General features: G+C 61.3%; 27 protein-coding genes and 1 pseudogene. 8 read left to right on the top strand and 20 right to left on the bottom strand.

The features are described from left to right. The first annotated feature begins 17 nt into the window (after window positions 1-17). Complete coding sequence (locus H4I97_RS01385; RefSeq protein ID WP_182306187.1) at window positions 18-1,097, top strand: hydantoinase/oxoprolinase family protein; 1,080 nt, start codon at window positions 18-20, stop codon at window positions 1,095-1,097. On the opposite strand, the gene H4I97_RS01380 is transcribed toward H4I97_RS01385, so the two are convergent. The 5 genes from H4I97_RS01380 to H4I97_RS01360 are packed head-to-tail and all read right to left on the bottom strand — an operon-like array spanning window position 1,094 to window position 5,411. Then, on the bottom strand, window positions 1,094-1,657 hold the full coding sequence (locus tag H4I97_RS01380; RefSeq protein ID WP_182306186.1) for a DUF447 domain-containing protein: 564 nt from the start codon (window positions 1,655-1,657) through the stop codon (window positions 1,094-1,096). The two genes, H4I97_RS01385 and H4I97_RS01380, sit on opposite strands and share 4 nt — an antisense overlap. Next, on the bottom strand, window positions 1,654-3,051 hold the full coding sequence (locus H4I97_RS01375) for a DUF6513 domain-containing protein (RefSeq protein ID WP_182306185.1): 1,398 nt from the start codon (window positions 3,049-3,051) through the stop codon (window positions 1,654-1,656). Before H4I97_RS01375 ends, H4I97_RS01380 begins: the two co-directional genes overlap by 4 nt. Then, on the bottom strand, window positions 3,044-3,595 hold the full coding sequence (locus H4I97_RS01370; RefSeq protein ID WP_182306184.1) for a flavoprotein: 552 nt from the start codon (window positions 3,593-3,595) through the stop codon (window positions 3,044-3,046). The genes H4I97_RS01375 and H4I97_RS01370 overlap by 8 nt, the downstream gene beginning before the upstream one ends. After that, window positions 3,592-4,230, bottom strand: a complete 639-nt coding sequence (locus H4I97_RS01365) for an amino acid kinase family protein (RefSeq protein WP_182306183.1) — start codon at window positions 4,228-4,230, stop codon at window positions 3,592-3,594. Before H4I97_RS01365 ends, H4I97_RS01370 begins: the two co-directional genes overlap by 4 nt. Next, window positions 4,227-5,411: a (5-formylfuran-3-yl)methyl phosphate synthase gene (locus H4I97_RS01360; RefSeq protein WP_182306182.1), complete on the bottom strand. Its 1,185-nt coding sequence runs from the start codon at window positions 5,409-5,411 to the stop codon at window positions 4,227-4,229. The genes H4I97_RS01365 and H4I97_RS01360 overlap by 4 nt, the downstream gene beginning before the upstream one ends. Before the next feature lie 170 nt (window positions 5,412-5,581). Between H4I97_RS01360 and H4I97_RS01355 the strand changes: the two are divergent. From H4I97_RS01355 to H4I97_RS01330, 6 genes and pseudogenes are all read left to right on the top strand, one after another. Then, a pseudogene (locus H4I97_RS01355) lies at window positions 5,582-6,792 on the top strand (ABC transporter substrate-binding protein). 22 nt (window positions 6,793-6,814) lie between these two features. Further along, window positions 6,815-7,789 carry a YVTN family beta-propeller repeat protein gene (locus H4I97_RS01350; protein WP_182306181.1) on the top strand — a complete coding sequence of 325 codons (975 nt, stop codon included), beginning with the start codon at window positions 6,815-6,817 and terminating at the stop codon, window positions 7,787-7,789. A 28-nt stretch (window positions 7,790-7,817) separates the two neighbouring features. Next, window positions 7,818-8,273: a cupredoxin domain-containing protein gene (locus H4I97_RS01345; RefSeq protein WP_182306180.1), complete on the top strand. Its 456-nt coding sequence runs from the start codon at window positions 7,818-7,820 to the stop codon at window positions 8,271-8,273. A 64-nt stretch (window positions 8,274-8,337) separates the two neighbouring features. Beyond that, entirely contained in the window at window positions 8,338-9,150 is an 813-nt protein-coding gene (locus H4I97_RS01340) for an ABC transporter ATP-binding protein (RefSeq protein WP_182306179.1), read from the top strand. Beyond that, window positions 9,147-10,019, top strand: a complete 873-nt coding sequence (locus H4I97_RS01335) for an ABC transporter permease (protein WP_182306178.1) — start codon at window positions 9,147-9,149, stop codon at window positions 10,017-10,019. The genes H4I97_RS01340 and H4I97_RS01335 overlap by 4 nt, the downstream gene beginning before the upstream one ends. Then, complete coding sequence (locus H4I97_RS01330) at window positions 10,016-10,639, top strand: hypothetical protein (protein ID WP_182306177.1); 624 nt, start codon at window positions 10,016-10,018, stop codon at window positions 10,637-10,639. The genes H4I97_RS01335 and H4I97_RS01330 overlap by 4 nt, the downstream gene beginning before the upstream one ends. On the opposite strand, the gene pqqE is transcribed toward H4I97_RS01330, so the two are convergent. The 8 genes from pqqE to H4I97_RS01290 form a co-directional block, all read right to left on the bottom strand. Next, window positions 10,604-11,734, bottom strand: coding sequence for a pyrroloquinoline quinone biosynthesis protein PqqE (pqqE, locus tag H4I97_RS01325; RefSeq protein WP_182306176.1), 1,131 nt, complete (start codon window positions 11,732-11,734; stop codon window positions 10,604-10,606). The genes H4I97_RS01330 and pqqE overlap by 36 nt on opposite strands. Then, window positions 11,731-12,030, bottom strand: a complete 300-nt coding sequence (gene pqqD / locus H4I97_RS01320) for a pyrroloquinoline quinone biosynthesis peptide chaperone PqqD (RefSeq protein ID WP_244658690.1) — start codon at window positions 12,028-12,030, stop codon at window positions 11,731-11,733. The genes pqqE and pqqD overlap by 4 nt, the downstream gene beginning before the upstream one ends. Further along, window positions 12,027-12,782 (bottom strand): pyrroloquinoline-quinone synthase PqqC, encoded by a 756-nt coding sequence (gene pqqC, locus H4I97_RS01315; RefSeq protein WP_182306175.1) that lies wholly within the window; start codon window positions 12,780-12,782, stop codon window positions 12,027-12,029. The genes pqqD and pqqC overlap by 4 nt, the downstream gene beginning before the upstream one ends. Then, the gene (pqqB, locus tag H4I97_RS01310) at window positions 12,779-13,717 is read right to left on the bottom strand and encodes a pyrroloquinoline quinone biosynthesis protein PqqB (protein WP_182306174.1); all 939 of its coding nucleotides are present in this window, start codon (window positions 13,715-13,717) and stop codon (window positions 12,779-12,781) included. Before pqqB ends, pqqC begins: the two co-directional genes overlap by 4 nt. A 213-nt stretch (window positions 13,718-13,930) precedes the next feature. Beyond that, complete coding sequence (locus H4I97_RS01305) at window positions 13,931-14,488, bottom strand: PQQ-dependent catabolism-associated CXXCW motif protein (protein WP_342344129.1); 558 nt, start codon at window positions 14,486-14,488, stop codon at window positions 13,931-13,933. Window positions 14,489-14,523: 35 nt separating this feature from the next. After that, window positions 14,524-15,375, bottom strand: a complete 852-nt coding sequence (locus H4I97_RS01300; RefSeq protein ID WP_182306172.1) for a substrate-binding domain-containing protein — start codon at window positions 15,373-15,375, stop codon at window positions 14,524-14,526. A 1-nt stretch (window position 15,376) separates the two neighbouring features. Next, on the bottom strand, window positions 15,377-15,901 hold the full coding sequence (locus H4I97_RS01295; RefSeq protein WP_182306171.1) for a c-type cytochrome, methanol metabolism-related: 525 nt from the start codon (window positions 15,899-15,901) through the stop codon (window positions 15,377-15,379). A gap of 157 nt (window positions 15,902-16,058) precedes the next feature. After that, window positions 16,059-17,870, bottom strand: coding sequence for a methanol/ethanol family PQQ-dependent dehydrogenase (locus H4I97_RS01290; protein ID WP_182306170.1), 1,812 nt, complete (start codon window positions 17,868-17,870; stop codon window positions 16,059-16,061). A 468-nt stretch (window positions 17,871-18,338) separates the two neighbouring features. On the opposite strand from H4I97_RS01290, the gene H4I97_RS01285 reads away from it, so the two are divergent. After that, window positions 18,339-18,704, top strand: a complete 366-nt coding sequence (locus tag H4I97_RS01285) for a hypothetical protein (protein ID WP_182306169.1) — start codon at window positions 18,339-18,341, stop codon at window positions 18,702-18,704. A gap of 12 nt (window positions 18,705-18,716) precedes the next feature. Here H4I97_RS01285 and H4I97_RS01280 read toward each other — a convergent pair whose 3' ends face one another. The 7 genes from H4I97_RS01280 to H4I97_RS01250 all read right to left on the bottom strand — a co-directional run bounded on the left by H4I97_RS01280 (window position 18,717) and on the right by H4I97_RS01250 (window position 24,155). Beyond that, window positions 18,717-19,562: a quinoprotein dehydrogenase-associated SoxYZ-like carrier gene (locus H4I97_RS01280; RefSeq protein WP_182306168.1), complete on the bottom strand. Its 846-nt coding sequence runs from the start codon at window positions 19,560-19,562 to the stop codon at window positions 18,717-18,719. Window positions 19,563-19,674: 112 nt separating this feature from the next. Continuing rightward, entirely contained in the window at window positions 19,675-20,628 is a 954-nt protein-coding gene (locus tag H4I97_RS01275; protein WP_182306167.1) for a quinoprotein relay system zinc metallohydrolase 2, read from the bottom strand. Between the two features lie 11 nt (window positions 20,629-20,639). Continuing rightward, entirely contained in the window at window positions 20,640-21,383 is a 744-nt protein-coding gene (locus H4I97_RS01270; RefSeq protein ID WP_182306166.1) for an ABC transporter ATP-binding protein, read from the bottom strand. Next, entirely contained in the window at window positions 21,349-22,089 is a 741-nt protein-coding gene (locus H4I97_RS01265) for an ABC transporter permease (protein ID WP_182307505.1), read from the bottom strand. The genes H4I97_RS01270 and H4I97_RS01265 overlap by 35 nt, the downstream gene beginning before the upstream one ends. Window positions 22,090-22,160: 71 nt before the next feature. After that, window positions 22,161-23,147, bottom strand: coding sequence for an ABC transporter substrate-binding protein (locus H4I97_RS01260; RefSeq protein ID WP_182306165.1), 987 nt, complete (start codon window positions 23,145-23,147; stop codon window positions 22,161-22,163). 45 nt (window positions 23,148-23,192) lie between these two features. Beyond that, a complete protein-coding gene (locus H4I97_RS01255; protein ID WP_182306164.1) occupies window positions 23,193-23,402 on the bottom strand; it encodes a hypothetical protein in 210 nt (69 codons plus the stop codon). A 195-nt stretch (window positions 23,403-23,597) separates the two neighbouring features. Beyond that, a complete protein-coding gene (locus H4I97_RS01250) occupies window positions 23,598-24,155 on the bottom strand; it encodes a thioredoxin family protein (RefSeq protein WP_182306163.1) in 558 nt (185 codons plus the stop codon). Window positions 24,156-24,159: the final 4 nt, after the last annotated feature.

Genomic DNA, 24,159 nt, shown 5'->3' with positions numbered 1-24,159 from the left:
GAGAGGACGACCGCTCCATGGAAGACCGGAAATTCGCAGAAGGAAAGCGCTTTGTCGCCGGATGGGATATCGGCGGCGCTCATCTGAAGATGGCGCTCTGCGAGAACGGCGTCATCACGCATGCGGCCACGCTGAAGACTTCCATGTGGCTCGGCATCGAAGAGGTCCGCAACGGCATCGGAACCCTGCGGACGGACGTTCCGGCGGGTGCGGCAAATGCCTTTACTATGACGGCCGAGCTTTCCGACGGATTTTCCGACAGATCCGAGGGCGTGGAAGGTATTCTCACCCTAATTGAAGAAGAATTCGGCGTCCGGAACACGTTCATCTACGCCGGCCGTTCAGGCTTTGTCGACACGCTGCGTGCACGCGGCCTCGCGCCCGACATCGCCTCCGCGAACTGGCACGCAACAGCGGCGCTCGCCGCAAGCGTGGTCGGAGAAGCACTGTTCGTCGACATGGGATCGACGACGACCGATATCGTCGCACTGCGGGACGGCAAGGTGGCAAACACGGGCTATGCCGACGCGGAACGCCTCTTGTCCGGCGAACTGGTCTACACCGGCTTCGCGCGATCGGCACTGATCGGCATCGCCAATCTTGTCCCGGTTCGTGGCACGATGACGCCGCTGATGAATGAATACTTCGCCAACACGGCCGACATCGCGCGTATTCTCGGAATGCTCGACGAGGCGGATGACCAGTATCCCTCAGCCGACCGGAGGGAAAAGACGGTCGCCGGATCGATCGGCCGGCTGGCACGGATGATTGGCCGCGACGGGCCGGACCTCTCGACCGAGGAGTGGAGCGACATCGCGCTCTGGTTCAGCGAGCATCAGTTGCGCATGGTGCATGACGGTGCTTTCCGCGTCGCGACCGATCATCGGCTCGCCCGCGGAGCCCCCGTGATTGGCGCCGGCATCGGGCGACCGCAGATCCGGAGACTCGCCGCACGGCTGGAACGGCCGTTTGTCGATTTCGGCACGCTGATCAGCGCCGTCGAACCTGCGCGCGACGCGGCCTGCAAGGCGGCGCCGGCCGCGGCCGTGGCCTTGCTCGCAGCGGCGCAGATCAGCAAGTCTGCGGATGTGGTCTAGTCTGCCGCCCGGTACTGCTCGACCCGCTCCATAAGCCAGTTCCAAGCCATCTGCTCGTCGGGGCCGGATGTCTTGTCGATCGCAATCTTGAGATAGTCAATCTCCCGATCGATCTTGTCCTTGGGCAGCATGTGCAACCGGCTCACCAGAATGGCGAGTTCCAGCACGGCGGCCTTGGCTCGGTTGAGCCCTGTGAAAGGCGCATGCATTGCCTCGCCGACGACCTTGCAGAAATGCCGTGGGCGCCCGCCGTCGTCATCGACCGAGTCCACTTGCAGCAGTGAATGGCTGAGCGCCGATTGCAGCCGCGGCACCGGCCAGTCGGCGACAGGTACGAGCGGCCAGTCCTTCCGCCCGGTGAGGCAACCCGCAAAGACCAGCATGTCATCCGTATAGTTTGCGATGGCGAACGGCACGGCGGCGAGGTTATCGAGCGTTCGGGAGGGGCGGAAGGGAGCAATCACCCAGCCGTCGCCCTCGGCAATGATGCCGAGCGGCGCAATGTGGGGAGCGCCGGCGGCATCGACAGTGGTCACGATCACTTCGCGAATATAGCTCACTTGCCCTCCTTCTTCGCGCGGAGCGTGTGGCCCGCCTCGGCGAGCCGCGTCCGGTCGTCTGTCTTTTCCGGAACGGCAACACCCCAGGCCAACGGCTCGTCCTGTACGTACCGCTTGCCGAGCTTCCAGGCGATCTCCGCCTTGGTGAGCTCCGCGCCGAGATAGAAGGCGTGCGCACCGTCGGTAGCAACGTTGAGATCGGGAAAGAAGGAGAACACATCCTGTCCGGTCCGGTGGCCCCGCACATTGAAGACATGTACGCCGTCCGCCGCCGTCATGATGCGGAAGTTGGCGTCGCGGACAGTGTTCGCCAGAGCCTCGATGTCATTCGTCGTAAAGGGAAACGGCTTGCGATCATGCACCTGCAGCAGCCCCTGATCGTAGCCCTTCGGCAGAGCACCGTCACGCTTCGCCGCATGCATAATCCGCCGCGCGCGATCATGCTCTTCCACCGTGCGCACGGTGTGCGGGCTGACATTGACGACCAGCACGTTGCCGATCGAGAGCTCGGAACAAAGGCCGAGAAGCACGGCCGTAACGCCGGAGGAATCCGCATCCGTGAGCTCGGTCAGGTTCCCCGTGCCCATCAGCATCGGGGCGTCCGGCCAGCGCCGGCGCGCCTCGATGAAGCGGCCGAGCGAAGCTGCAAAACCGAAATGGATGGGATCGAGGACCGGATCGACGATGAAGTCGATGCCCGCCTCGCGCGCCATCTCGATGACACGCCCGAGAGAGTCGAGATCACCCGGAATGGCAGGGATCAGGACCGGCGTGACCTTGTGACGGATGGCAAGATCAAGCGTGTGTTCCGTAAGACTCAGGAGAAAATCCGCGCCCGCCTCGGCCGCCGCCTCCAGTTCGGCGAGATCGGCGGAATCGACGCTGACGGAAAGCCCCTCCGCCTTCAGGCGCCGAATGGCTTCCTGCAAGTGCCCGAAAGGCGTATCGGGCAGACATCCGAGATCGATGACGTCGGCTCCTGCCGCAGCCAGGGCGCGGGCACGCTCCAGCAGAACGTCCAGCGGAAGCGCCGAAGCGTCGACAATCTCGGCAAATATCCGCACGTCATGCCGGGAAAGGTCGATCGCCCTGCCCTTGCGTCCGAGAAAGGCCGGCAGATCAGCGATCTCATCGGGTCCCCGGACAAAGCGGACGCCGAATTCCGCCGTCAGTCGCTCAATGTCGCCCCGAAAACGCCCGGGCAGAACGACGCGATCCGCGCCGGAAGGACACTTGAGCCGCCGTTTAATGATCTCTTCGGTCATCAGCGCCGCGACTTTCACGCCGATGTCGACGATATCATAGGTGAAATCCCTCTTCTCCAGCCCGGCGAGAACGTTCTCGAGCCTGATCTTCGCCAGATGTCCGGTCAGGAAGACGAGATGTTCAACCATCGCCGGCAAGTGCCTCCTTGCGATGTGCAATCGCAAGCCTCAGCTCGGCCAGCGATTCGACAACCTGCGTACGCTCGAAGGTCTTGAGCTTGTCGGTGTTTTCGAGATCGATCCGGCGAGGATAGACCTTCACCAGCCCGCCCGGCGCCATGGTTTCGAGTTCAGGCGCGGTATCGCAGGCAAAGACGATGGACGGCACTCGGCATTTTCCGGCCTGCGCATAGACGTTCGTCGCCAAGGTGTCGGAAATACCGACGACACATTTAGCGACCGTGTTGGAGGTTGCGGGTGCGATGACCACGGTGTGGTAGACACCGTGATAGAAGCTCCCGACGGGGACCGAGCTTGCCGTCTTGTCGTGCAGCACCCGCATGGTATCCGGGAAATCCAGCTTCAGCTTGTACATCCGCAGCACCTCGGCCGCAGCCTTCGACACGAAGATATCGCAGTGCGTAAGCGCATGGATAAGCTCGAAACTTTCAACGAAGAAGTGTCCGGAGCCGGTCAACACCCAGGCCCAGCGCGGCGTTTCGAGACGCGTCATGACCCGAGAACCTCCTCGAGTGCCTCGCGGACAACGAGACGGCCCGGAACGTCCGAAGCAGCAAGAACATCCCGCGCACTTCCCAGGCTTTCCGGCCCCGCAAGGTAAAGCTTCGTTTCATCATCCAGGGCACGTGGCAGGTAGTCGTCGACCAAGTGCCGGGCCACGAGCGTATCCAGCTCCATCTCGGCGGGATCAATCGTCGCCTGCTTGATCAGGAGAAGACTTTCAGCCCCGATACGCCCGGCCAGCCAGGCGGCCAGTGAGTCGGAGGTTACGCGCCATGATCGCAGGATGTCGGGCGCTCCGCGCGTCATTGTCGACGGCAGCCAGACCGGCACGAGACCGGCGTTCCACGCCTGCTCCATGTCACGGATCGTCATACTTGGCCGGAACCGCTCGCTCCGCTCGGCGACGACAAGGCCGAACTGGTCCATCGCAAGAATCGCCATGTCATGAGCAGCCTCGTCGGAATAGCCGAGCGGCTTCTGCATCGCCCGTATATGGTCTGCAAAAGCACCGCCCCCAGGCACCAGAACCAAAGGCAAGGAAGCATCCGCGAGGAGATCGATCCATTGCTGCATCTCGTTGCTGCCGGCCGTGCTTCCTCCCAGTTTCACGACCAGCGGCTTCATGACGGCAGGGCTCCCTGCCCCTGTCGGCCAGCCGCCTGCCCGCCGGATCTCTCCCCCGCCCTCACTGCATTCTGCCGGTCCTGCTTGCGCTCGATGATCACCCCGACGCCACCCGGGCCGAGCTCCAGCTTTTCCGCCCGCACGACGACATTGGTCACACGCGGATTCTCGAGCACGAACGCGGCGATCTGCTCGGCCAGCGTTTCGACCAGCTCGACATGGCCGCGCGCAACGAGTGAGCGGATGCCATCCATGATGATGTCGTAGGAGACGACGTGCCGCATGTCCTCGGGGTTGCGGGTGACCCGCAAGACATCCGCCGTCACGTCGAAGCGCATTCGCTGCGTTTTGCCGTGCTCAAAGCTGTAGGCTCCGATTTCCACCGGAAGAACAAAGTCCCGCACGAAGATCTTGTCGGTCCCGAGGCCGAGTTCGGACGCATCCGGAAAGTACCCGCGCGCGGCGAGCAGCTTGTAATCGACGCGTGATTGCGTATCCGCAGGCTGTTCCTCCGGGATCAGCGCCCGCACCTTCAACGCCGCGTCGCGATCAATCGCCGCGCCGCGCTCCAGATTGCTGCAAAGTGCACCCCGGAAGCCGATGAAATCAGGATTATAGGCAAGAAGCCGCGGGACGTCTGGCGCCTCCAACGAGCCGGCAAGACCGGAGGTGAGTCCGCGGGCATGACAATCAGCGACGAAGGTGCCTATCCGGTCGGTACTCAGATGCTGGAGCAGCCGACCCTTCGTCTTGTCAGCCGTGTCGATCATCACGCCGTGGAAGCCCGCTTCAGCGAACACGTCGAGCACGTTTACGGGATACATATGATCGGCGAAGAGAACCGCCACAAGCTTCTGACGCGCCGCAATGCCGGAAACCGCCGTTGCACAATCCGCGAGTCGTTCTGACGGCAAGAAGCCGATCTTGATGAAATCGACACCGGTCGAGGCCAACTCTTCGACCTTTGCGCGCACTGCCTCCGCATCCATGGGCAGATCACCCGAAGCGGCGCTGGTGAGCCGGCGGCCTTTCACGAAAGCGACGATCTCGGCGATCTCCTTGGTCTCGACGGCGCCGAGCGCACCGCGCGACGGCTCCTTGAGATCGATAATATCGGCGCCGATCTGCAGGGCAACTTCAGCTTCCTGGCGGTTCCGAACACTCGCCAACATCTTGGTCATCAAAATTCTCCTCGCACGAAAGGGTTAGCGTCTCCCGGGCGACGAGAAAAGCGTAAATCGAGGCTTGAGATTGCGGATAGGTTGTATAAAAACAAGTTGGGCACCTTTACTGCATCAGCCGTCGTCACTCGCGTGACGGCGTAGAAAGTGGTTTTGCTGCGGAGAGCACGGTGCCTGAAACTCTCGCGTTTTTATTGGGCTTTTTTTTGCTGCTCGTCAATGCGACGGACCTTCGCGCGCAGGATACCGGCGCCTCGCCGACGCCGACCAAAATCAGCATCGGTTACCTGCGCGCTTACGAACCGCAACTGGCGCTGTCGATCCTTGACGTCCCCCGCGCGACGAGGGCGTGGCCGGTGCGAACGTCGCGATCAACGACAACAACACGACCGGAAAATTCCTCGGCCAGTCGTTCAGTCTCGACGTCGTGGAGGTCAAGTTCGAGGCAGACGTAGTCGCCACATTCAAGGAGATGCTCGCGCGCGGCGACAAATTCGTGCTGACCGATATCTCCGCCGCGCAATTGCTCTCGATCGCCGACCTCGCGCGCGAAAACGGCGCTCTCCTTTTCAACGTCGGCGCCACCGACGACGTGTTGCGCGAGGAGGAATGCCGCTCGAATGTGTTCCACACTGCGCCGACCCGAAGCATGCTGGCCGATGGCCTCGCGCAGTATCTGGTGTGGAAGCAATGGCGCAAATGGGTGCTGCTCTACGGCTCCCACGAGCGCGACCAGCTTTATGCCGACGCGATCCGTCGCGCTGCCACGCGCTTCGGTGCGACGATCGTCGAGGAGCGCCTCTACAAGGATACAGGCTCGGCCCGCCGTACCGATACGGGCGTCATCCAGGTACAGCGCCAGATGCCCGTCTTCACCCAGAACCTCCCGGAGCATGACGTCGTCATCGTTGCCGACGAGAGCGAAGTGTTCGGCAGTTATGTCCCGTACCGCACGTGGACACCGCGCCCAGTCGCCGGCACCGCCGGGCTCATCCCTTCAAGCTGGCATCCGGCCAGTGAACAGTGGGGCGGATCGCAGATCCAGAATCGTTTCTCCAAGGCAACCGGCAGGCGCATGCTGTCCAAGGACATGCAGGCGTGGACGGCGGTGCGCATCCTCGGCGAAGCGGCGACCCGCACGCAAGGAAACGATGCCGGGAAGATCGAAGCCTTCATAAAGTCGGACGACTTCTCGATCGCCGCGTTCAAGGGGCAGAAGGTCACCTTCCGCACCTGGAACTGGCAGTTGCGCCAGCCCATCCTGCTGGGCGACGGCCGCGGCGTCGTCTCGACCTCTCCCCAGGACGGTTTCCTCCATCAATTCTCGGAGCTCGATACTCTCGGTGTCGACCGGCCCGAAACCAAGTGCAAGCTGAAATAGGAAGAGTGGGAGGAGGAGAGGAATGCAAGGACTTCTCAGGCAGCTCTATTGCGCCGCCGTGGCGACGGTCATCGCCCAGCCCGCCTGGGCGAATGCGGTCTACGTGTCCAACGAAAAGGACAACACGGTGACCATCATCGACTCCGACGCGATGGAGCCGGTCAAGACGATCAATGTCGGACAGCGTCCCCGGGGAATTACCGTCTCCCGCGACGGCAAGTTCCTTTACGTATGCGCCAGCGACGACGATACCGTGGAGATCATCGACACGGCGACCCACGAAATCGTCGGCAGCCTGCCATCCGGGCCGGACCCGGAACTCTTCGTCCTGTCGCCTGACGGCAAGACGCTCTACGTCGCCAACGAAGACGACAACCTCGTCACCGTGATCGATGTGGAGCAGAAGACCGTGCTTGCCGAAATCCCGGTCGGCGTGGAGCCGGAAGGGATGGGCATAAGCCCCGACGGAAAAACCATGGTGAACACATCCGAAACTACGAACATGGCCCATTTCATCGATACGACAAGCCACGAGATCGTCTCCAATGTGCTGGTCGATGCACGCCCACGCTTCGCACAGTTCAAGCCTGATGGTTCGGAGGTCTGGGTCAGTGCGGAGATCGGCGGCACGGTGTCGGTGATCGACAATGCCACCCGCGAGGTCAAACACAAGATCAGCTTCGAGATCCAGGGGCTGAGGTCCGAAGCCATCCAGCCCGTCGGCGTGCGGATCACCGCCGACGGCAAGAAAGCCTATGTCGCCCTCGGTCCCGCCAACCGGGTCGCGGTGGTCAATGCGGAAACCTACGAGGTGGAGAAGTACGTGCTGGTCGGCCAGCGCGTCTGGCAGCTCGCGTTCACGCCTGACGGCAGGTACGTCATCAGCACGAACGGGCTTTCAAACGACATCACCTTCATCGACACGCAATCCGACGAGCCAGTCAAATCGGTGACTGTCGGAGCCCTGCCCTGGGGCGTGACAGTGGCACCAAACTGATCTGCATCGAGAAAAACGGGAGGAATGAATGTCCAAGCTCAAACTCGTCGCCTGCGCAGCCATCATAAGCCTGCTTTCAATCCAGCCTTACGCAGCCGCCCAGGAGGAAGACGACAAGGACCAGCCGAAGGTTACTCGCGCCAGCAAGAATCTGCCGGAACTGGTCCTCGGTTCGAAGGAGGATATCTACGCCGTCAACCAGAAGGACTTCGAACTCGTCGCAGGCCAGGGTTACCGCTGGAAAATCACTTCGGCAGGGGGGCTTGAATACAAGTTTGCGACGGACCTCTTCCGGAACGTCTGGATGAACCAGATCATCATCGATGATCTGGAAGTGCACATGAACGGGGCTCCCGCCTGGCTGGAATTCGACGCCGAGGGAACGATCAACGTTCAGTTCACCACCGTCCGGCCGGGAGAATACACCTGGTCCGTGCCCGACCTCGCCGACAAGGGGATGAAGGGCAAGATCATCATCAAGTAACCGCCCACTTTTCGTGCAACACAGAAGGGGCGCGGAGTGCCGCCACCCGTGGAAAGCGGAACCCATGACCATCAGAGCCGGACAGCCAGAAGATGCACACGTCAGGCCGAAGGAGAAGCCGGCCCAGCCGCCGCTCGAGTTGACGACTGTGAGCTATAGCTATGGCAGCAGAAAAGTGCTCGACGACGTTTCGTTCTCGATCGATTCAGGCCAGTTCACCGTGCTGCTTGGTCTCAACGGTGCCGGCAAAACGACGCTTTTCTCGCTGATCAGTCACCTCTTCTCACCACAAACCGGCAATATCCGCATTTTCGGTCACGATATCCGCCGTAAGGCCGGAAGCGCGCTTCGCCAACTCGGCATCGTCTTCCAGGCCCGAACCCTCGATCTCGATCTCACCGTCCAGCAGAACCTCTCCTACCACGCCTCGCTCCACGGGATCGGCACGGGTGCAGCACGCGATCGGATTCGGGAACTGCTCGCCTCGATCGACATGGAGGACCGGCTGCATGATAAGGCGCGCAGCCTCTCCGGTGGCCAGATGCGCCGCGTGGAAATCGTCCGCGCACTCCTCCATCGTCCGTCACTGCTGCTGTTGGATGAGGCGACAGTCGGGCTCGACATCAAGTCGAGAGCGGCGATCCTCGCCGACATCCGGCGTCTCGTCGAGCAGGAAGGCACAAGCGTCCTGTGGGCGACCCACCTGATCGACGAAGTGAACCAGGCTGATCACGTCGTCGTCCTGAATGCCGGAAAAGTGGTCGCCGACGGCGCCGTCGCCGATGTGATCCGACAGACGGGATCGACGACCTTGCATCAGGCATTCTCCAGACTCACCGGCATTGTTGACATCCGCGGGGGAGGCGTGCGCCCATGACCGACATTGCAGGGCATGACGGATCAACGCCGCACTGGGCGCCCCGCGAACGGCTCGGGCTAGTACAATATCTCGTCTGCCTGAAGGGCATTCTGAAGCGCGAGGGCCTGCGCTACCTGAACCAGAGGGAACGCTTCATCTCTTCGCTGGTGCGGCCACTGCTCTGGCTGTTCATCTTCGCGGCCGGGTTCCGTCAGGTCCTCGGCGTCTCGATCATCCCACCCTACCAGACTTATGTGCTGTACGAAGTCTACATCACACCCGGCCTCTGCGGGATGATCCTCCTCTTCAGCGGCATGCAGTCTTCCCTTTCGATGGTCTACGATCGCGAGATGGGCAACATGCGAACCCTTCTCGTCAGTCCCTTTCCGCGCTGGTTCCTGCTGGTTTCGAAGCTTCTTGCCGGCGTCGCGGTGTCGATCGTGCAGGTCTATGTTTTCCTGGCCATCGCCTGGTTCTGGGATGTGAAGGCGCCTGTCGTGGGCTATTTTCTGGTGCTGCCGGCACTGTTTCTTTCGGGCCTGATGCTGGGTGCGCTCGGCATGCTTCTGTCTTCCCTGATCCGGCAGCTGGAGAATTTCGCCGGGATCATGAATTTCGTGATCTTCCCGATGTATTTCGCCTCGTCGGCGCTCTATCCGCTGTGGCGCGTGCAGGAAGCCTCTCCCCTGCTCTATCGGATCTGCCTGCTGAACCCGTTCACCTATGCGGTCGAACTGGTCCGTTTCGCCTTTTATGGGCAGATCGAATGGACATCGCTTCTGGTGGTTGCAGCCGTCACACTTCTGTTCCTGGCAGGCGCCATTCTCGCCTACAATCCGAGCCTGGGGCTGACGACCCGCAAGCAAGACACGGGAGGAAACACATGAGGACCTCGATCATTGCCGTGGTCGCTGTCGGCATAACCATGGTGCCGGGGCTAACGGCGGCCGCCAGCAACACCGATCCGGACTGGCCCTGTGTCCAGCGCAAGGTGCCGGAACTTTCCGTCGCACAGGTATGGAACGGCGACGCGCTCCCCGAAACAGCCAAGGACTGGAACAAGGATGCCGACGTCGCGCAACTCGTCGATGAACTGGCGGCGCGGCGCACTCCGATGGATGCAGCACAAAAGCAGCTCGAAGCTTTCGCGGCAACGCTACCCGCCGACCAGACCGACGAGAAGCTTGCACAGGTCTTCCAGGGCCTGTTCGAGAAACTCAACCGGGAAAGGGAACAGGTCATCTCCGGCATTGCCCGCTATGCCGGCAAACAGCGGCAACTGGCGGCCGATCTCCGCAAGAAGGCATCGGATGTCGACAAGCTCAGGCGGGACGCGAATGCCGACCCCACCGAAATGGAAAAGCAGAGCGACCAACTGAAATGGGAAACACGCGTCTTCGAGGAGCGCGTCCAGTCGCTGAGCTACGTCTGCGAGGTGCCGACGATCATCGAGCAGCGGCTTTACGGCCTGTCAAAATTCATCGGCCAACTCATGCCGAAGAGCTGACGGCGGCGCGACACGCCCGATCCGCCTGTACTGCAGGCTCGCTGGCTCGACGACCTTCTCTTCTGCCAGTTCCGCCATGCGGTGATGGAATGGCGATTTGACGCAGGCGGGATCGGTGGCGGCCGCGTCTCCGGTAATCGCCAGAGCCTGGCAGCGACAGCCACCCCAGTCGATTTCCTGGCGATCACAACTGCGGCACGGCTCCGGCATCCAGGCCGTGCCCCGGAAGGCATTGAACGCGTCGGAGCGATACCAGATATCCGTAAGAGTTCGCTGACCGAACCTCTGGAACGTCAGAGAGGGAATAGTGGCCGCAGCATGACACGGCAGGACGGTTCCGTCGGGGGTGACGACAAGCGCATCCCTCGCCCAGCCACCCATGCACGGCTTCGGATAGACGGCAAAATAGTCCGGTGTCACGAAGTCGATCGCCATGATCCCGTGCAGCCGCTCCTGGGCCGCTTCGACGATTTCCACCTGCCGTTCGACATCCGCCCTGTCCGGCATCAGGGAGTTGCGGTTGAGAAGCGCCCAGCCTGCATACTGGACGTTGGCGATTTCAAGCCGCTCCGCCCCAAGCGACAGGGCGAGTTCGATGAAGGCCGGCACTTCGTGCATGTTGTGCCGATGAATGGGCGCATTGATCGTGAGTGGAAGGCCGGCGGAACGCACCTGGCGAGCGGTCTCCAGCTTCTTTTCCTGCGCGCCCTTGTGATTGCCGATCAGCTCGGTCGTCGCAGCATTGACGCCCTGGAAACTCAGCTGAACGTGGTCGAGGCCGGCATCCGCCATGGCCTGCATGCGCCCTTCCGGTATGCCGACGCCGGCGGTGATCAGGTTGGAATAGACCCCGCGGCGGGCGAGACAGGCGATCAGTTCTTCGAGATCCGGCCGAAGCGTCGGCTCGCCTCCGGAAAGATGAACCTGCAGGATCCCGAGATCAGCGGCCTCTTCGAAGAGCGACAACCAGCTTTCCGTCGGCAGTTCCCGGTCGGCCTTCAGGAGCTCCAGCGGGTTCGAACAATAGACGCACTGCAGCGGACAACGATGCGTGAGTTCGGCGAGCATGCCAAGCGGTGGAAGAATCTCGCTCATAACGCCACCACCAACCTGTCCGCCCACTCCTGGAGAAAATCCTCGACATCCTCCGCGATGTCCTCGGCCGGAGTTTCGTACTGCTCAGCCAACCGGTCTACGATTTCGCGGGCAGAGCGCTGTCCGTCGCATAGCCGCAGGATCTCGAGACTGACGTCGTTCGGCCAATAGACACGCTCCGGTGCCAGCAGCGCCCAGGCATCCCGGACTGGGTCGAACTGCAGCCGGCAGTACCGCTTCAGCATCGGCCTGGACGACGTCGAAAGAACGGCACGTTCCCTGACGAGCGTCATCATGCCGCCCCCGGGCCGAAGGCGCCGGGCGGAATGTGGCCGTTCTCGCCGTAGGCGTGTTCGAGCGCGTCCAGCATCGACCAGAGAATATCGCATTTGAAAACAAGCGCGTCGATGACCGCCTGCTGCTTCCGGGGACTGTCGGCGTGCTTCAGCACATAAGCCAGCGCGAACTCGGCATCTCTCGATGCCTGCACGGGGCGCGGTTTGAAATAGGCGAGGATATCCTCGGTGACATAGTCGTATTTGGCGAGCATGGCCGGCACGCGTTCACCGATGATCACTGGTGAGAAGAGCTCGGTCAGCGACGAGGCGACCGCTTCCAGAAGACTGCGTTCAGTGCAAAACGAGAGATAGGCTCCGACCGCGAAACGGGTCGCCGGAAGTGCCAGACGCTCGCTCTTGACCATGGCGTCGTCGAGACCGAGGCCTGTCGCAAGCTTGACCCAGCGCGCGATGCCACCGTCCCAGCCATTGGTGCCGTCATGATCTTCGATACGTTTGCGCCATTCGGCACGGAAGGCGGGATCCTCCGCCCGCGCGAGGATCATCGCGTCCTTTCGCGGAATGACCGCCTGATAGCAATAGCGGTTGAGAGCCCAGGCCTGGAGCTGTCCCTTGCTCAGTGCGCCGGACACCATCTTGTGGTGCAGCGGATGGCGATTGTGATAGCGCGCGGCGCCCACCTCCCGCAGGAGCGCTTCGAGCGCGGCCGGCGTCAGCCCATTCTTCGCAGCACTGGAAAATCTGGTCATAGTCTGATCTCCATCCCGTCATGACCGATCTCCCAGCCGCTCATGCGAACCTCCTGGTGTTCGGACGAGCGCTCGTCGAGGATCGGATTGGTGTTGTTTATATGAACATAAATGCGTCTCGCGACCGGCACGTCGGCGAGGAGCGCCATCGAGCCCTGCGCCCCCGATATCTGCAGATGTCCCATGCGTTTTCCGGTCTTGGAGCCAACGCCGGCCACGGGCATCTCGTCGTCGGTGAAAACGGTACCGTCGAAGAACAGGCAGGCAGCACCAGCCAGACGTGCCTTCAGGTTCCCGTCAACCGCAGCACAGCCGGGAATGTAGAACGCCGAAGACCCGACGTCCGCTTCGAAGATTCGCAAGCCCACTGTATCACCCTCTTCCGTGCCGAAACCGTCGTTCGCACGGCCGGCGTCCTCAAGGAAAAGCGCGATCTTGCCGGAAACAGAAAACGTCTCGACCAGAATACCGGTTGATTGGCCGTCGCTGTCGGCAATCGGGATCACGCCTCCAAGGGGCAGAAGGCGCCGTTCCACATAATGCGGATCGAGCACATTGAAGATCGTATTTTGCTCGAGGACCTCGAGGACGCGATCGGTTGCGTAAACCACGAAGCGTTCGCGCTCCCTGAGGCTCAGCAGGCCGGCGATATGGTCGACATCCGCATTGGTCAGTACCACGGCGCGAATAGGTGACCCGCGAAGCTTGCCCTCCTGCGGCGGCTGCAATTCCGGTGTGGCGTCGATCTGCGAGCGAATGTCGGGGGAGGCGTTGAACAGCACCCAATCGCGACCATTCGCGCAAGCTGCGAGGCTCGATTGGGTTCGCGGGCGAAATCCTTCTTCACCGCGGCGGACCGCCCTGCTCAATCGATAGTTGCAGTTCCATTGCGGAAACCCTCCACCCGCGGCGGACCCCAGGACTTTCAACAGCATCCGACCGATTGTCCTCCAGCGACGCATCGAAGGAGCCGCCCCGCCCGATACGGACGGGGCGACTGGGTGGCTTATTTCTTCAGCTGTGCCGGGAAATAGCGCGACATTTCCATGCCGGCGGCAACAGTGCACATGGTCGGTTTCGTCCAGGTTTTCTTCATCAGCTCCTCCTTCTCTTAAGACCGAAAATGGTCTTGCTGGGCATCATACGCCTCATCGGCGTAAGATCTCGGGTTGCAGGGGTACCGCCTTTTCGACCGGCTGCCCTGCGGCGATCCATCCGTCCGTTCCGTGCGGGTACCAGAGAACCTGCTGGTATCCCCATTCAACCGCACGTTTTGCGGCATTCCAGGACATCCAGCACTTTTCCTGGCAGTAGAAGAGCAGCGCCTTCTCGTTGCTACCGCCGGTGAGCTTTTCCAGGTTAGTGCGGAAAAACGCTTCCATCTCCTCGTTGAGCACGCCGTAGCCGACATTTGCGAGCCAGACGCTGCCGGGAATGTCCTCCCTTATCTTCTCTTTCCAGACCGTCCCCGCCGGAAGCTCCGGCGGCTTCGGCGTATGGGGCAGAACGTCGACGAAGACGGCCCCATGCTCTTTCCAGAGCTTGACGACCTCCGGTGTGTCGACGACCCGTGCACCGCTCAGGGTCTCCGGCACCTCGGCCCGGTAGTTCTCCCTCCTGTATGCCGACGGCTCCGGCACGGGTTCGGCAACGGCGGTCACTGCCAGGAAGAGGGCGATCGCCAAGGCCAGGACTAGTTCGCGCATTCGCATGGCCGTCGCATGCTCCTCCCCGTGTCCGACTACTCGGTGATCGGACGGCTGTTCTCGTCCACCAGCGGAACGTTGTAGCCCAGCAGGATTCGATTGATCTCCTTCTGGTTTTCGCGAATGACCTTGTTCAAGGTCCGCTTCCACTCCTGGTCCGAAGGCCGAACGCCCATGGTGATGCGATAGGACATGTGATCCGGCTTTTCCTTGAGAAGAGGCACGACGACGAGGTCGCTGCCGACCTGCTTCGCATAGTAGCCGGCCATTGGCCCCCAGAGGATCGCCACCTCGATCTTGCCGGCCTCCATTTCCTTGAGCATCACCTCTGCCATCGACGGCGCGAACCGGGTATCCACCATCAGCGGATAGGGCTTGACCGTCCGCATCAAACCCAGGCGGGCGAGCGTCGCCGCCGGCGGCGTGCCGGCGACAACCCCGATCTTCTTGCCTGCAAGGCGCGGGTCAGAAAGGGAGTCGATGCCCTCCAGCCCGTCGCCCTTGCGATGCACGATCACATAGGCCGATTTGTAGTAGGCATTGGTGTTCTGCACGAGCTCATCGCCTTGCGCGTATCCTATGACGATGTCACAGAGATTTGCGCGCAGCGTGTTGCGAACGAAACCCGTCGCCATTGGGTACCAGGTGTAGGCGACGGATTTCCGGCCCGTTTTTGCCGCCACGAGTTCCGCCAGCTTGTTTTCGAAGCCGCCACCGCTCTCATCACTGAAAGGCATGTTCGACGGGTCGGCGCAGACACGCAGCACGTCGGGATCGACCAGTTCTCCAGCCGCACCAAGCCCTGCGCCCTGGGCGAAGGCCGAAACCGGGAAAATCAGAATTGCCAACGCGGTGACAATGCTCGAACGAAAGACGCCTCTTGCCATGTCATCCACCCATGCAGGACGCTTCGTGGTCCTTCGCGGCCTGCGGCTTCTCTTCCTTCTTGGCGGGACGTCCTCTCGGAAGGTCCCCTACTGCCCGGGCACGCAGGTAGACATAAATATCGTCCAGATAGCAGTAGACGTTCTTATTGTTGCCAAAAGATGGCATGACGTTTTCCTTGCCGGCCGTCAGGTTCTTTCTGCCCTCGGCGACGATCTGGAGGAATTCTCCATAACTCATCGTCTTCAAGGAGTCGGCGAGAACCGGCGCGAAAGACGACCCGGCACCGTCCGCACCGTGGCAGACAAAGCACTCGGAATTGAACCGCCGATAGCCGCTGTAAGTGTACCAGTCGACGGTACCATCCTCGGCAATCTTGAAGGTCGGCGACCCTTCGGCGTCGAAATATTTCCCATCCTCATTGGTGACGGCCGCCGCAGCGGCCTTGTCGTCGGCGAATGCCGAAGGCACACCCGCCGGGAGCAATAGCCCGAGCACAAGCGGAAGATACTTGAAAGTGGAAGGCATAGGCACCTCGTGTTCGGCTCCAGCGGCCGGCCAACGCCGCCACCCGAAGACCTGGAAAACTCGTGAAATCGAGAGACGATGAACCCGGTCCGCGGTCGTGCAACCGGGTTCATCCTGCTCAGGAGGTCATTCGAAGCTTGTATCTCGCGTCCTCGGCTTACTTGCCGGGTAGCGCGAACACCGTCAGCTGGCCACCAAGGGTCGTGTAATCGGAAAGGCCGGCATAGCCGCCGACGGCCCCGAGGCCGTCCGTGCCCTTCGTCAGACCCGCGGCAAGACCGATCCCGGCCCAGCCGCCCACACCGGACAGCACAGCAATGTACTGCTTGCCGTTGTGTTCGTAGGTAGTGACATTGCCGATGATGCCCGAGGGCGTCTTGAACTTGTAGAGTTCATTACCCTGCAGGTCGACGGCCTTGATGTAGCCTTCGAGCGTGCCGTAGAACACGACGTCACCGGCTGTTGCGAGCGCCCCGGACCAGACCGAGAACTGCTCCGGCTTCGACCACACGATCTCACCCTTTGCGGCGTCCCAGGCGATGAAGTTGCCCATTCCGCCGTGGCTGTTCGGTGCCGGATACATGGACAGCGTCGCCCCGATATAGGGCTGGCCGGCCGTGTAGCTGACACGATACGGTTCATAGTCCATGCAGACGTGGTTGGTGGGGATGTAGAACAGCTTGGTTTTCGGCGAATAGGCCGCCGGTTGCTGGTCCTTCGTTCCGAGTGCCGCCGGGCAGATGCCGGTGGTGTTGACATCCTCGCCGCCCTTGTGAGTGGAATACTTGTCCACCACCTTCGGCCGGCCGTAATCCGGACTGTTCTTGTCCATGACCACTTCCGTGGCCCAGTTGACGGCCGGATCGTACTTCTTGGCGACCAACAGTTCGCCGGTGGCACGGTCGAGCGTGTAGGCGAAGCCGTTGCGGTCCGGATGGAACAGGATGTCACGCGGTTTGCCGTCGATTTCCACACCGTCGGCAAGGATCATTTCGTTGACGCCGTCATAGTCCCATTCGTCATGAGGCGTCATCTGGTAGAGCCACTTGGCGACGCCGGTGTCGGCATCACGCGCCATGATGGTCATCGACCAGCGGTTGTCGCCCGGGCGCTGGCTCGGGTTCCAGGTCGACGGATTCCCGGTTCCGTAGAAGATCAGGTTGAGTTTGGGATCGTAGGAGTACCAGCCCCACGTCGTCCCGCCACCGATCTTCCACTGGTCGCCTTCCCAGGTATTCGTACCCGAGTCGGAGCCGACCGGCTTGCCGAGGTGGGTGGTCTTTTCAGGATCGATGAGGGTCTCCTTGTCAGAGCCCATCGAATAGGCTCGCCAGGCGAGAGAGCCATCCTTGATGTTGTAGGCAGTCAGGTGACCGCGTACGCCGAACTCGCCGCCGGAGATACCGACAATGACCTTGTCCTTGACCACCATCGGGGCAGACGTGCCGGATTCCCCGGTGCTGCCATCGGCGGTCGAGCCGTTCTTGACCGACCAGGCGGGCTCGCCCGTCTTTGCGTCGAGCGCCACCAGCGTGGTATCCGCCTGATAAAGGAAGATCTTCCCATCAGCATAGGCGACGCCACGGTTCACCGTGTCGCAGCACATGATCGGAATGACGTTCGAGTCCTGTTTCGGAGTGTACTTCCAGAGAATCTTGCCGTCGTTGTTCAGGTCGAGAGCAAAGACGGTATTCGGGAACGGCGTGTGAACATACATCACGTCGCCGATGATGAGCGGACCTCCTTCATGTCCGCGAAGAACGCCCGTCGAGAAGGTCCAGGCAACCTGGAGATCCTTCACGTTGTCCTTGTTGATCTGATCGAGTTGCGAGTATCGCGTATTGGCATAATCCCCGCTCTGGATCACCCAGTTCTTGGAATCGGACATCATGCCTTGAAGATCGTCATCCGCCTTGGCTCCTCCAGCCAGGGCAAACGACAGAGCAGTGGTGGCCAAAGCCACGTTCATTACAGTTCTTGCAGGTTTCCGTGCACGCATATCGAGTCCTCCCTAAGTCCAAAATGGACGAGCCAGGCGGCATCCGCCTCGAAAGGCCTCACCGCGCCATCAGCTCACGCAAATGGGAAGTATTTCCGGCAGCGTGTCACGACCGAAGCCAAGGCGTGCGGAGGGCACCGTTACCGCCCACCCCGCTTGGCCTGCGAAGACTGTCACCACTCCCTTGACGGCAACGTCCTTGAAGCCGGAAACAGGGAGACGATAGGTTATCGAAATCAAATGCGCAAGAGGTTTATGAATTAATGTCTACTGCAGCGCAATATACCGATGCCGCAACGCAGTATACCGTAGATTTTTATTGGTTTTATTACGGAAAGAAACGGTCAGGATTGTAAGCTTGCAGGCGGGTTAATTTTATCGTTTGCCATCCATCAAATTCTACTGTTATTCTTGCTCTAATCTTTACTGCTGTGCAACATGAGGACTGCCATGAGCGCACCAGATATCATCCGGGCTTCGGTTTTCGCAGTCGCCGCATTGGCTGGTTCGGTGGCGGCGGCAATGGGTGCCACCGAGTACCCGACGACAACGGTCGCAGAATATGTCTACGGTTGCATGAAGGCAAACGGCGAGAACCGGGAGATGCTTGATCGCTGCTCCTGCTCGATCGACGTGATTGCTTCCATCATTCCCTATGAACATTATGTGACGGCCGAAACCTTCAAGGGTATGGGACTGGTAGCGGGAGAAAAGGGAGCCCTCTTCCGCGAGACGGCCCCGGCCAAGGCCGCCATGACCGAACTGAAGCGGGCGCAGGCGGAAGCCGACATCCGCTGCTTCTAGCCTCCGGAATGTTCAGGCGGGATCGAGAGGCCAGTGCCCCTTGAACACTTGGCCCTCCGTGTCGGTCGCCTCGACCTTGATCTCCTCGCCCGGCTTCGCAGCAAACTGGAAACGGAAGTTCGGATCTTCAGAGATCGAAATGCCGCCCTCCATCTTCAGGATCAGTCTGTCACCTTGCGAAATCGTCAGGTCATGAACGAAATGCGCCGGGATGTAATACCGGGTGATCTGATCCATTTGCAGGCCTGAATTGTTCGGGTGCCGGATCATCAGCTGCACGTCCGCCGCCTTCGAGAAGTCGGCGCCGCCCGATTGGGGCGGGAATATCCGAAGCTTCATCTTGCCGAGCGAAGCCATCGCCTCGTCCTGGTTCTTGCTCGCCGGAGCGCCGCAGCCACCCGAAGCCTTGACGAAGGCTTGCGTCATGTAAAGCTTACCGTCTTCCGTCTCCGCTATGGCTCGCACGTAAGAATATGAGTCGACGCGGACGCGGGTCGCAAGGTGCGTCACGCCGGCCTCCTTGCCGAAGGTAAAGGTGGCGGCAACCGGAGACGGATTCTCGTCGATCACGAGAGTAACCGCCTTGAGAGCCGCGGTCCCGGCCCGGCCCGCGAAATGAAGATCGATCGGCACGATGGCCGCATCTTCGGCCCGTGCCGGCGCGTCGATCGTAACGATGCCGTCGGCCGCGTCTATCGTCCGGTCTCCGAAAATGTCCATCTTGAGACCGTCCCATGTCGCGGTCGTGGCGGGCGGTTGCGCCCGCACCGGCACACTGCCGGATACACAAAACGACAGGACAAAAAATGCCGTGGCGACCTGGCGTCGCGTCAGCAAGTCAGAACCATGTTCAGTCATGTCTGCCTCCACCACAGAAACTGGCGGTGCCCGGCGAGGCTAATAATACCACCAGCACCCACCTGTCGGCAAATCACGGTTCTGCAAGCGGCTCGGCGCGCAGCCGCGACTGCTACTCCCATTCGAGTTCCGCAAAGGCGGCCGTGGCGTTACGTAGGTGATGCTCGTCGAACAACCTCCACCGACCGCGCTCTTCCGGAGCAATCCTGTCGACCGCCTCGGCCATCGGTATGCCGTCCGCAATGGCTTTGCGGACGTCCCTGACGACCGCCTCGAAATAGCGGCGCTCGTCGTCAAGTGCGTCCGGCCATTTTGCCGCCACGGGCCCGTGTCCCGGCACCGCTTGGTCTGCACCGATCGCGGCCAGGAGTTGAAGCTGCTCGATCCAACCGCGGATCGAGCCGTCAAGCGTCGGCAGATGTTCCATGAAGCAGAGGTCACCGGTAAAGAGTGTCCGCGTCGTCGCGTCAAAGACGGTGAGGTCGTTGTCCGTATGCGCCGGCTTCCAGGCCCTGAGGACCAGGGATCTACCACCGAGATCAAGTTCTCGCTCGGTCTCCACCAGCACTTCTGGCGGCACGATGCGGATGTCCGCCATAAGATCGCTGCCCATCGCGTCGCCGTAGCTCGACAGGTAGAACGAGCCACGGTTTGCGAGCGCCCGCGGTAAATTCCGGTGCCCGACGATCTCCGCACCGATCTCCGCAAAAGCAGCGTTTCCGAAAACATGGTCGGGATGCATGTGGGTGTTGACCAGATAGCGGATCGGCCGGTCGGTGACGGCACGGACGGCCGCGATCAGCGCACGCCCCTCGACCACGCTTCCGCCGCTGTCGACCACCGCAACGGCATCCTTTCCGACGATGAACCCGACATTGCAGATCTCTCCTTTGTTGGACGCATCCATCAGTTCATGCTTGCCGCCGAAGACGTGAATGCCCTCCGCAACCTCGCGCATAGGCAAGACCGATCCTGCTGCGCCAGGTCGCGCCGCAGAAATCAACGACGACACGCCGAGAAGGAAACCCGTCCTGAGGACGCTTCGACGGCTGGGCAGGTGTGCCATTGGTCCGCTCCTCATCTGTAGTCGGGGAATTTCTCCCGAAACGAACGCATCAGATCACTTCTGACCTGCTCGTTGCGCATCTCGCGCGGGATCCGGATCAGGAATACCCCGGTGACATGCGAAGGGCGGGGCGAGAGAAGGACGATCCTGTCGGCGAGCAGAATTGCTTCATGTAAGTTATGGGTTACCATCAAGGTCGTCATCGGTCGCTCTGACCATGCCGCCGCCAACATGTGGCGGAGCTGGTTCGCCGTAGCCTCGTCGAGAGAGACGAAAGGTTCGTCCAACACCAGCAGATCCGGCTCGATCGCCAATGCCCGCGCGATCGCCGCCCGCCGCGCAAGACCAAGCGAAAGCTCTCCCGGAAAGAACGACCGCATCTTCGAAAGGCCGAGCAGGGAAAACAGCTGATCGAGATTCTTGTCGCGCAGCGCCTTGGGCAGTGCGAGCCTGACATTCGCCTCGGCCGTCCGCCATGGGAGCAGCAGCGGCTCCTGGAACACGGTTCCGATGCGCGGATCCTCGACGCCGGGCAAGCGAATGCTGCCCTCGAAATCCCTGTCGAGGCCGAGCAGCACTCTCAACGTCGTCGTCTTTCCGCAGCCGGAGGGGCCGATCACGCAGGCGAATTCGTTCTCCTCTACCTCAAGGTGCAGGTCGCGCAATACGTCCAGCGTCTCGCCGGAAGCGGTACGGAATGTCTTTCGCCTTATGTCGATCTCAAGCCGTGCGCCGGCGCCAACGGATGGATGCATGTTCAATGGGCTGTACCAGTACCAGTTCGATGAAGAGCATGACCGCCACGAAAGCGAGCGTGTAAGCGAGAATCGTCGCGACGTCGAAAAGCTGGAAATAGAGGTTGATCTGGAAGCCGACGCCGTCAGATCGCCCGAGCAGCTCGACGACGAGAACGATTTTCCAGATCAGCGATATGCCCGAGCGCCCGGCTGCGGCGAGATAGGGCTGCAACTGCGGAAGCAGGACGTGTCGGAACCGGTCGAATGCACTGAAGCGGTAGACCTGCGCCATCTCCGAATAGCGCAGGTCGAGCGCGCGCGTTCCCTCGCGCATGGTGACGATGACATTCGGAATCTTGTTGACGGCGACAGCGCCGATCGCCGCCGCTTCCGTCAGGCCGAACCAGATATAGGCAAGGACGATGATGACCAGCGCCGGAATATTGAGGAAGAGGATCACCCAGGGCTGGAGGAATTCGTCGACCCGCCGGTGGCCACCGAGATAGATACCGATCGCCGATCCGATCACCATCGCAAGTGAAAAGGAAGCCACGACCCGCCACAGGGTAATACCGAGATGGTGTGGCAGTTCGCCGGTTGCCATTTCGCGCAGAAACGCCGCCATAACGTCGGCCGGAAGCGGCAGCGACCGGCTCGGCCAGATCGTTGCAACCAGATGCCAGACCAGGACAAGACTCGCGAAGGAGAGTGCGACCGACACCATCGGGGCGCCGAAGGCGCGGCGCTGACCTGCGCGGCGACCCGAGGAGCCGGGTGACTGGTCGGGAACCGTGGTCACCTTGCCCTCCAGTACGTTCCGGGCATCAGCGTCTTCGACGAGCCGACGAGCTTCTCTCCGCCGAGGTCGGCAAGCACCGCATAGAGCGCCGCCGCGTCCTTCTCCTCGTCCTCGATCGCCCGGTTCGGAATGCCTTCGCGATAGCGATCCCGCAGCACCACGAGCGCCTGACCATCAGCCTTGATGATCGGTGCGAGCCTCAGCCATTCCTCGTCGGAACTGCCGAGCAATGCCTTGGCTTCAGCGGTTGCAGCCATGAATCCGGCGATCGCATCCGGATGCTCTCTCGCCCAACTTTCATGGAAAATGTAGCCGAGGGCGGATACCGGCCCGGACGCTCCGAGCGCCTCAGCGGCATCGTTCGCGCTCACCAGCCGCCGGAAACCGGCGGCCTCAAGACGGGCACAGTAGTGCCAGAAATTCAGCACGGCATCGAGCTCACCCTGCTGCGCCTTTTCCGCAAGCAGTGGGGGTGCGCCGTAGGCGATGTCATTGTCGGCGGCGAGATCACCGGTCTTCTCTTTCCGTGCGAGTCCCTGCAGGAGCAGCCAGCTCTTGTCGATGGGGCCACCGGCGACACCGATCTTCTTTCCCTTGAGATCCGCAAGCGTCTTGATCGGTGATCCGGCCGGAACCATCAGGGCGCCGACAGCGGTCGAGTACGGAAACATCGTCAGGTCCTCGCCGGACGCACGCTGCCGCGAAACCCACAGCCAGTCGGAGACGATGAAATCCACCTCGCCGGCCATAAGGGCGACGTTCGTCGCGTCCTCCCCGGCGAAGAAACGGATGTCGACGTTCACGCCATGCTTCTCGTCGAACTTGTGGTGCTTGATGGTATCGAGTTCCCAGTTTACCGTTCCGAACTTGAGGACGCCGACCCTCACCGTTTCGGCGGCTCTTGCGCCAGCAGGTGGGATAATGCCGCCCAGCAGCAGGATCAAAAGCGCCCATCGGCGGCACAAGAAAAACAAATTCCGCATTCCCCCTCACCCCTTGTTGGCCGGCAAGTAAAAAGACTTTCGTTGCTAAATGTTGATGTCGCGTGAGGGATAGGCGCACCGCCACTTCACGACCCGCATGTTTGGATGCTCCTCCGACCATTTCGCGATATGCGTCGGCGCGAGAAACAGGCAATTCAGCAGACCGCCGGACGCCTCGAAGTGCAAGCTCTGTTCGCGGCATTCGTCAGGCGAAGCCACGAGGCAGATCGTCAGAACAAGATTGATGATATCCATGTCGCACCTTCCGTCTCGACGACAAACTCCAGTGCCTCTTCCGCGGAAGAGGGCCGCCGCCATCACGTCAGATTTCTCACGGTGCCCGGATAAGAAACCGAGACGAAGTTAAAGGCATCCGGTTTCGCCGTCAATTGTCCTGCGCGGGAGGGGGCCGTGCCGACGGACCAGGGCAACCGAAAGGTCGCCGGCGCCTCATGCCGGAAATTTCCATTTTATCGAGCAGCCGATGGACGCCTGCTGCTCCGCTGGGCCGCGGCCGGTCCTTGCGACCTCGAGCATGGCTTCGTGGAGATCGCGACGCAGGCCTTGATCGGCGACCTCCTTCCGCGATGCATCGAGACGACCGCGATACTGCAACTCGCCGGCGGCATTGAACCCGAAGAAATCCGGCGTGCAAACGGCGCCATAGGCACGTGCCACCGTCTGGTCCTCATCATACAGGTACGGAAAGGGTAGTGCATAGTCGGCGGAGAAGCGCTGCATGTTCTCGAAGGAATCCTCCGGATAGGTGAGCGCATCGTTGGAGTTGATCGCGACGAATCCGATGCCCGCACCGGCGAGATCGCGCGCGTCGCGGACGATGCGGGCAATCACCGCCTTCACATAGGGGCAATGATTGCAGATGAAGGCGACGACGAGCCCGCGTGGGCCCGCGTGGTCAAGGATGGACGAAGTGCGACCGTCGACGCCGGGAAGTCGTGCATCGACAGCCTTCCAGCCGAAGTCGCAAAGGGGAGCGGTCGCAGCCATTTTG

The sequence above is a fragment of the Ciceribacter thiooxidans genome (assembly GCF_014126615.1).
GTDB lineage: Bacteria > Pseudomonadota > Alphaproteobacteria > Rhizobiales > Rhizobiaceae > Allorhizobium > Allorhizobium thiooxidans.
Note: the sequence above shows the minus strand (reverse complement) of the source record. Positions and strands in the feature narration are given on the sequence as shown.

Coding starts and splice junctions, on each gene's coding strand:
- H4I97_RS01370 (WP_182306184.1), bottom strand. CDS start 3,595: ATGACGCGTCTCGAAACGCCGCGCTGGGCCTGGGTGTTGACCGGCTCC.
- pqqB (WP_182306174.1), bottom strand. CDS start 13,717: ATGCTGTTGAAAGTCCTGGGGTCCGCCGCGGGTGGAGGGTTTCCGCAA.
- H4I97_RS01350 (WP_182306181.1), top strand. CDS start 6,815: ATGCAAGGACTTCTCAGGCAGCTCTATTGCGCCGCCGTGGCGACGGTC.
- H4I97_RS01345 (WP_182306180.1), top strand. CDS start 7,818: ATGTCCAAGCTCAAACTCGTCGCCTGCGCAGCCATCATAAGCCTGCTT.
- H4I97_RS01335 (WP_182306178.1), top strand. CDS start 9,147: ATGACCGACATTGCAGGGCATGACGGATCAACGCCGCACTGGGCGCCC.
- H4I97_RS01270 (WP_182306166.1), bottom strand. CDS start 21,383: ATGCATCCATCCGTTGGCGCCGGCGCACGGCTTGAGATCGACATAAGG.
- H4I97_RS01305 (WP_342344129.1), bottom strand. CDS start 14,488: ATGCGCGAACTAGTCCTGGCCTTGGCGATCGCCCTCTTCCTGGCAGTG.
- H4I97_RS01275 (WP_182306167.1), bottom strand. CDS start 20,628: ATGGCACACCTGCCCAGCCGTCGAAGCGTCCTCAGGACGGGTTTCCTT.
- H4I97_RS01360 (WP_182306182.1), bottom strand. CDS start 5,411: ATGACCAAGATGTTGGCGAGTGTTCGGAACCGCCAGGAAGCTGAAGTT.
- H4I97_RS01295 (WP_182306171.1), bottom strand. CDS start 15,901: ATGCCTTCCACTTTCAAGTATCTTCCGCTTGTGCTCGGGCTATTGCTC.
- H4I97_RS01285 (WP_182306169.1), top strand. CDS start 18,339: ATGAGGACTGCCATGAGCGCACCAGATATCATCCGGGCTTCGGTTTTC.
- H4I97_RS01365 (WP_182306183.1), bottom strand. CDS start 4,230: ATGAAGCCGCTGGTCGTGAAACTGGGAGGAAGCACGGCCGGCAGCAAC.
- H4I97_RS01280 (WP_182306168.1), bottom strand. CDS start 19,562: ATGACTGAACATGGTTCTGACTTGCTGACGCGACGCCAGGTCGCCACG.
- H4I97_RS01385 (WP_182306187.1), top strand. CDS start 18: ATGGAAGACCGGAAATTCGCAGAAGGAAAGCGCTTTGTCGCCGGATGG.
- H4I97_RS01260 (WP_182306165.1), bottom strand. CDS start 23,147: ATGCGGAATTTGTTTTTCTTGTGCCGCCGATGGGCGCTTTTGATCCTG.
- pqqD (WP_244658690.1), bottom strand. CDS start 12,030: ATGATGACGCTCGTCAGGGAACGTGCCGTTCTTTCGACGTCGTCCAGG.
- H4I97_RS01265 (WP_182307505.1), bottom strand. CDS start 22,089: ATGGTGTCGGTCGCACTCTCCTTCGCGAGTCTTGTCCTGGTCTGGCAT.
- H4I97_RS01250 (WP_182306163.1), bottom strand. CDS start 24,155: ATGGCTGCGACCGCTCCCCTTTGCGACTTCGGCTGGAAGGCTGTCGAT.
- H4I97_RS01290 (WP_182306170.1), bottom strand. CDS start 17,870: ATGAACGTGGCTTTGGCCACCACTGCTCTGTCGTTTGCCCTGGCTGGA.
- pqqE (WP_182306176.1), bottom strand. CDS start 11,734: ATGAGCGAGATTCTTCCACCGCTTGGCATGCTCGCCGAACTCACGCAT.
- H4I97_RS01330 (WP_182306177.1), top strand. CDS start 10,016: ATGAGGACCTCGATCATTGCCGTGGTCGCTGTCGGCATAACCATGGTG.
- H4I97_RS01375 (WP_182306185.1), bottom strand. CDS start 3,051: ATGGTTGAACATCTCGTCTTCCTGACCGGACATCTGGCGAAGATCAGG.
- H4I97_RS01300 (WP_182306172.1), bottom strand. CDS start 15,375: ATGGCAAGAGGCGTCTTTCGTTCGAGCATTGTCACCGCGTTGGCAATT.
- H4I97_RS01255 (WP_182306164.1), bottom strand. CDS start 23,402: ATGGATATCATCAATCTTGTTCTGACGATCTGCCTCGTGGCTTCGCCT.
- H4I97_RS01340 (WP_182306179.1), top strand. CDS start 8,338: ATGACCATCAGAGCCGGACAGCCAGAAGATGCACACGTCAGGCCGAAG.
- pqqC (WP_182306175.1), bottom strand. CDS start 12,782: ATGACCAGATTTTCCAGTGCTGCGAAGAATGGGCTGACGCCGGCCGCG.